The sequence below is a fragment of the Bradyrhizobium sp. Mp19 genome (assembly GCF_029952935.1).
Taxonomy (GTDB): Bacteria; Pseudomonadota; Alphaproteobacteria; order Rhizobiales; family Xanthobacteraceae; genus Bradyrhizobium; species Bradyrhizobium elkanii.
Window position 1 is genome coordinate 1 of sequence record NZ_JASAUT010000130.1, and the last position, 6,040, is coordinate 6,040.

Consider the following 6,040-nt stretch of genomic DNA (forward strand, 5'->3'; position numbering starts at 1 on the left):
CCCCGCGTTCAGCATAACCCGGCAGGAATCCACTTAAATCCAGCGGGGCGCTGTCCAAACAACCGGGGCCAGCTCTGTTCCTCGTTCATTCGCTCTCTCCTCGGCTATCCAAGGAGGGGGCAATTCCTCGTGACGTCGAGGGGGCAGTTTTCGATGGCGCGCGCGACAGCGAGCCGACTTTGTTGTATCAGTCTGGCTCTGCCCTTTGGCAGAGCCAGAAAGCCAAACAAGCTCGGCCGAAGCTGTCTCGATGGGAGAACTCCAGCCATCTTGGGACGTCAAACAGCACGCGCCATGTTCGATGCGGAGCGCGTTTTCGTACGATCGCTGTCGCTACTGTCGATCAGGTTGGCAGCAGCCATGTGCACTCCACGACAACATACTCCGGAATGCTGTCCAGCGAGGACTTGCCGACGGCCCGAATTTGACGCGTCTGAATGCCAACGGGCGATCGAAGCGATTACCCCTTCTGGGAGTAAAGAGTCGGAATTCGGTGGAGGAGCTCGCCCGGACCTCAACGACGAAAAATCAATGGGGCCGCGAGACGATGCAGTCCCGCGGCCTCGCCACCGGAATTTAGTGAAAAGACAGTTTAAGTATAAAATCCCTCAGCCGGTGTTCTTTCAAGTAGAACACCGTGTTCCAACACTTGCCAATCCGGACAGCTACGGGGAAACGCGTGCAACCGCAGACCAATGCGGCCGCGAGATCGATGAAGAAGCCGGTAAAATTACGGTTCGCCTGTCCTATTCGCCTGTCATAACGGGTGCCAAGCGTCGAAAGAGTGTATCAGCGAGCAGAAGCAGCGCTCGATGCTATGCGCTGTTTGTAGTCGTCGGCGTCGTGCGTAATGGTGATCCTGCAGGTGCCGTTTGAGCGTATCATTGCTGTTGCGCTGATTGCGCGATGTTCGTGCATAACTGCCGGTTGCCGAGGCCCGCTTCAGCGTACGGCTTCCGTTCGCTTAAACCATTTCCTCGGTAAGCCAATGTAGTAGCCGCGCATGCGAAGCTCTGCCTCTCATCTATTGATGTGTTTCGCAAGCGGAACACACCACCGACACGATTGATTATTGCCTCACGCATCTCACGCGCATCGCGTGACGGAGACTTCGCGACGACCGACCTAGTGCTGACGCCAGAGGCCGCCACGCCAGCGGCCGGATCGGTACTCGCGGCTCGTTGCTGGGAAGTCCGGCCTTCAGACCGGCGTGTCGTAGGTGATGGGATAACGCTCTGGAAACGGCCCTCCTGCGTAGTCAATCTCCGCGGCGGGACGGACGCCCCGGATTTGCAGGATGCGGCGAACGATTTCCGGAACTTGGATGCGGCTGATCTGGTCGCCGAGGCAGGTGTGCATCCCGTAGCCCAGATGCATGTAGACCGACTCCGGCCGGTCGATCGCGAAGCTGGACGGCGCCGGCAGTTGCAAGCCATCGCGCATCGCCGACCGGGTCGAGATCAGCACCGTGCTGCCGGCCTTGATTGTCGTCGCGCGCAGCGAGCCCTTGGCTATCCGGTAATCGGTCCGGCAGTGGCGCACCACGAACGGATTGATCGGGTTGAAGCGCAGCGCTTCCCAGCAATAGCGATACATCAGATGGTCGTTGTTGCTGCTGGCGACGTCGATGGCCTCCTTCAGGATCCTCGGGCGCTTGAACAACTCGTCGAGCAGCTGCACGATGGCCGCCGATGTGGTCTCAATCCCGCCGACCAGTGTGCCCATCATATTGGTAATAATGCGTTCGTCGGCGAAGCCGATCGAATCGTCAAAATGGCTATTCAGCAGGCGGCTGAACACGTCCTCGAGCGGCGCCCCATTTTTCAGCTGCTCGCGCCGCTGCGGGAGCAGTTGTGTCAGATAGGCGCGCATCTCCTGCCCAGCGTCAATGTTGTCCTGGTGCACCTTCGGATCTTTGTCCAGGTTGTGAAACATGTCATATTGCGTCGCGCGCGACCAGCGGAACATCGAGGCCAGATCGGGGCCGGGAAAGCCGAAATATTCTCGGGTCAGCTGAATGGGCACCAGGCGCGACAACGTGCTGACCACCTCGATCTGGTTCTGGGTATAGATCTGCTTTTCGACAGACGCATTGGCGAGGCTGCGCACCTTCTGGCGAATTGCCGGCAGATCCTCCATGCGCATGAAGGCGCGCATGATACCCTTGTCGCGCTGGTTTATTTCGGTGCAGTCGCGGCCGAGCATGAAGGGGCCGACCGAAGGGTCCATCATTGGCGCATAGGTGACGTTGAAGATGTCGGGGCGGCTCAGCGCTTCCTGCACGTCGGGGAAGCGGGTGATGAACACCGGCCCCGCGGCGCCCAACGCCAGGTTGGGCCTGACGCGCCGGATGAATGCGAACAATGCATCCGGATGTTTGGCGATCATCCATTTCAGGAACTTCGCCGCCGGCCCCTGTTTCTGTTCCGCCATTGCTGCCGCACCCTAACTCCGAAAAGCTTCGCCTGGTCGGTCGATCCGGGCTTCCGTCCACCTTTCCCCCTGCGGGAGCGAGATGGTCTTCGCTATTGCTCCAGTTGGAGCTGACCCAATCAATTTCAGATCGACTTGAGGAACTCGATGATTGCGTTGCGCTCCTCCGGAGACAGCGCAGGGCCAATGACGCCCTCATGCTTCTCGTTCGAGAATTCGTGGCCGGTATTGCGATTGGCGGGCCTCGACGTATCGATGATGAAGTAGCCCTTGCTGTCGTAGGTCCTGCCTTCAGGAGCGACCGTCCGTGTCACGATACCGACGCGGACAGGATCGAAGCTGGGCTCACCGAGCAGGAAGACTTGTGGGCGCTCCGCAACCGGGCTGAGCAGATCGTAGATCGTCGGCACCGAGCCGTTGTGCAGGAACGGCGCAGTCGCCCATACGCCGTTCAGCGGACGCGCCTTATAGCCGAAACCTGCCGCTAGACAGTTCGGCCGATCGCCTTCGATCTCCGCTTGGACCGTCCCGGTCGACCGAAGCCATTCGTCGATGCCGGATTGGACCACGGCGCCGAGCGCAAGCGCGTAGAGTTGCATCGCATGGTCCGAGAGGTGGATCGTATCCAGCGTGTTGTCAGCCTTCCGTTGGCAGACATCGATGTCGAGGCCGAGCCCTGGGCTGCTCTGGCCCGCCCTGGCCAGTTCGCTGCCGGCGGTGTCCACGGTGCGATTGCGCAGCACGTCGCCCTGGGCCGGATCGGTGCCGATATGGCTTTGCTTGATGATCTTGACGTTGAGTACGGATTCCCTCGTCTGCTTCTCCTGCCCATCGCGACCGCGCTGGATAGGGCCGAAGTTCTTCCAGAACTCCGCGTCCGGGGCCTTGCCGTGCACGATGTCCGGCGTCAGCGCTGGAAGATGGCAGCCGCTGCAATGTTTGTCGTAGAGTTGGGCTCCCACGGCGGCCTTGGCTTTGTCGATCGCAGGAAAGCTGTCGGGCCAGGCTGGCGCATTCAGTCCGGTGAAGGCTTTCGCCACCAGCGGCAGGTCCTTTCCAGCGAGCTGTTGTTCGATCCAGTGCAGATTATCGAAGGGGATGCTGCTGGCAAAACGTCCCCCCTTGGGCGGGGCGGTGAGGTTGAGCTCCGCCGAAACCCCCATCGCCTCGCCGGCATTGCGCACCAATGGCTGCATAATCGAGCCGTCGTACTGCACCCAATCGAACCATGACGATGTCCAGATGTGCGGGTAGCTGACAGGGGCGTTGAGGTTGACGTAGTTGCCGTAGCGCTTGGGGTCGAGTGCGAACACCTGGTTGCCGATGCGATTGAGCGCATCGAGGCGGGTAAACCCTTCCGTGACGTCGATCCCAGCGGGCTGATCGATCAGAGCACCAAGTATTCCATCGAGCTCCTTGGACAGTTGGACGCGTGTAAGATCGCTGTACTCGGTTCCTAAAACGCGCTTCGCGAACCGCCCGAAGCGACCGTCGAAGAAGGGTAGCTTTGCCGACAAAGCGGTCTGTGCGAGCGCAGCGCGGAGCGCATTTGTCAATTGACCGAGATCGGTCACGGCGGGGCCGCCTTCAATGACATAGCGCTTCTCTTTGAAGATCAGTTGGCCGGTATGGCACGCGGCACAGGTCAATCCAACGGCAGTCTCCTTACGCGAAAGTCCGCGGATCGACTGAAACGGCGAATATGCAAAGCCGATCGGCAAACCGTACTCATTGTTCTCGCTTTCGGCAGACTCTATGAATCCAAACCGCAGTAAATAGCGGTTGTCAGAAAACCGTTCTCGTTTGAAAAAGGGGATAGCGAAAGGCGAGTTCAGCGGCGCTTCCAGGGCGAGAAACCATGACAGCGGGATCGGTAAGGTCTGCGTGCCCTGGGCTTTATGATGGAATCGATCGGCGTCTTCGGCGTTCCAGCCCTGATCGAGCGAAACCTGCTCGCTCGCGGAAACCGGTTCAGGGAGACCAGGCGGCGTCAGAGCTTCGATTGTCGCGCCAAGCTGGGAGCTGGTCATGACTGCGATCAAAGCAATGACCACGATGATCGCCAGAAGAACAAGAAAGCGTCGCCACCAAAGGCGCCGAATTGCGCTGGTAACTGTCGACATGGCTCCCCCGTGTCAGCGAACGGCCTCCAGCAGAGAGCCGTGCAAACAGTAATACTACAACTACATGATCTTGTAGGCTTACCCCTGCTGTTGACGTCCTTGAGACGCGATCACTATTCTTTCTGACGTCACAATCGGTGGTCTGTGGAATGGGCGAACTTGACCGCATAACAAGAACATCTAGAGCGTTCGGACGAGCTCTTGTTCGAGCCGCCATCCCATCCTCGCGATCGAATTTGCAGTGACGTTGGGTCCGCTGTGGGAGATCGGGGGGCTGTAATCCGCGGGAACGCGAGCGAACGGAATTGGCCGGGCGCCTGAGGGCAATAGGCTCGCACTCGGAGATCAGGACTCCGTAGGGCGCAATGACCATGAGCATACATCCGGCCACGCCGATCACGATGATGCAGACGGCGAATTCGAGCCAAGCAACGCGGCTACCATTTAACGGCTTCGTTTGGCAAGCACGATGACGGCGCGGCTGACCTGAATTAGCAGCATCGGCGTCAGGCTGTAGCCCGCGACAATGCTCCACATCGTGAGCGTCGGTGGCAGACGTGGAAGACCTCTGTCATCGGCGGCCAGTAGAGAGGGACTGCGAGCAGAGGGCCGTACAGGCCGAGCGCAGCCAGACCCATGGATTGCGCGTGAACTCGTTGAAAACGGTACCGGAGCGGCTGCTGCGCATGGCGACGACGCGCCAGAGTTGTGCGAATGCGACGGCGAGGAATGTGGTGGTGACTATGGCCTCGCCCGTCCAGCCGGGCCGAAACCGCCAGTGTCCCCGCGGTTCTCGCGCTTACGAAGGAAGGCCTCATATCCCTCCGGGTCAACCTCCTTCAGGCGGTTCAGCGCGCGCTTAGCTTCCAGATCGGCGGACTTGCTATGACGCTGTTTGATCTTTTTACTTTTGCTTCCATCTCTGCGAGCTGTCCCGTTGCTGTTGGTACACTCTCGGGTATTGTCTCGAGCTTCGCGCTTGGTCGCGTCTCTTCGAGGCCTTCGACGCACCGATTGGGATGACGAGATGCTGCGGCTCGAATTGAACGACCTTCTCGAAGGTGGGTTTGAGCCGCTCGACGATCTGCACGAGGCCGTCCAGGCGCTGCTCGACCATCCGCGGCGGCGGCGGCGGCGGCTCCGGCGGCCTGCTGCCCGCAGGGCTGATCCAAGCGACCAAGTTTGCATCGTCGCTGTTGAAATGGTTGAAGTCGAGTCGACGTCAGCATCGTCACCTCCGGAGACGTCGGCGTCGCGGCACCGGAAGCTCTGGCAGTATTCCGAGAACGGCACGATCCCCGGCACCGACGACACCTAGCAAGGGATCGACTGCATGGCCCATCCTTCCGCGCAAACGCTCGGGTACCCACGCTAGTAGCCGTGTGCGAGCAGTAACGCCGTCGTGGTCTAGTCATCTGGAACGGAAGTTCGTGACATTAGTTGATCGCTCGGATCTCTAGAGAGGAGAGCGCTCGTGGCGAATG

At 59.9% G+C, this 6,040-nt stretch carries 4 protein-coding genes; 2 read left to right on the forward strand and 2 right to left on the reverse strand.

The features are described 5' to 3' along the window. Positions 1-579: 579 nt before the first annotated feature. On the forward strand, positions 580-876 hold the full coding sequence (locus QJT82_RS44850) for a hypothetical protein (protein WP_125459386.1): 297 nt from the start codon (positions 580-582) through the stop codon (positions 874-876). A gap of 324 nt (positions 877-1,200) precedes the next feature. On the opposite strand, the gene QJT82_RS44855 is transcribed toward QJT82_RS44850, so the two are convergent. Next, positions 1,201-2,388, reverse strand: a complete 1,188-nt coding sequence (locus QJT82_RS44855; protein ID WP_244436112.1) for a cytochrome P450 — start codon at positions 2,386-2,388, stop codon at positions 1,201-1,203. A 170-nt stretch (positions 2,389-2,558) separates the two neighbouring features. Beyond that, positions 2,559-4,556 (reverse strand): cytochrome c, encoded by a 1,998-nt coding sequence (locus QJT82_RS44860; protein ID WP_264641753.1) that lies wholly within the window; start codon positions 4,554-4,556, stop codon positions 2,559-2,561. Between the two features lie 1,027 nt (positions 4,557-5,583). On the opposite strand from QJT82_RS44860, the gene QJT82_RS44865 reads away from it, so the two are divergent. Then, positions 5,584-5,874 carry a hypothetical protein gene (locus tag QJT82_RS44865; protein ID WP_011082854.1) on the forward strand — a complete coding sequence of 97 codons (291 nt, stop codon included), beginning with the start codon at positions 5,584-5,586 and terminating at the stop codon, positions 5,872-5,874. The last annotated feature ends 166 nt before the right edge of the window (positions 5,875-6,040 follow it).

Coding starts and splice junctions, on each gene's coding strand:
- QJT82_RS44855 (WP_244436112.1), bottom strand. CDS start 2,388: ATGATCGCCAAACATCCGGATGCATTGTTCGCATTCATCCGGCGCGTC.
- QJT82_RS44860 (WP_264641753.1), bottom strand. CDS start 4,556: ATGTCGACAGTTACCAGCGCAATTCGGCGCCTTTGGTGGCGACGCTTT.
- QJT82_RS44865 (WP_011082854.1), top strand. CDS start 5,584: ATGCTGCGGCTCGAATTGAACGACCTTCTCGAAGGTGGGTTTGAGCCG.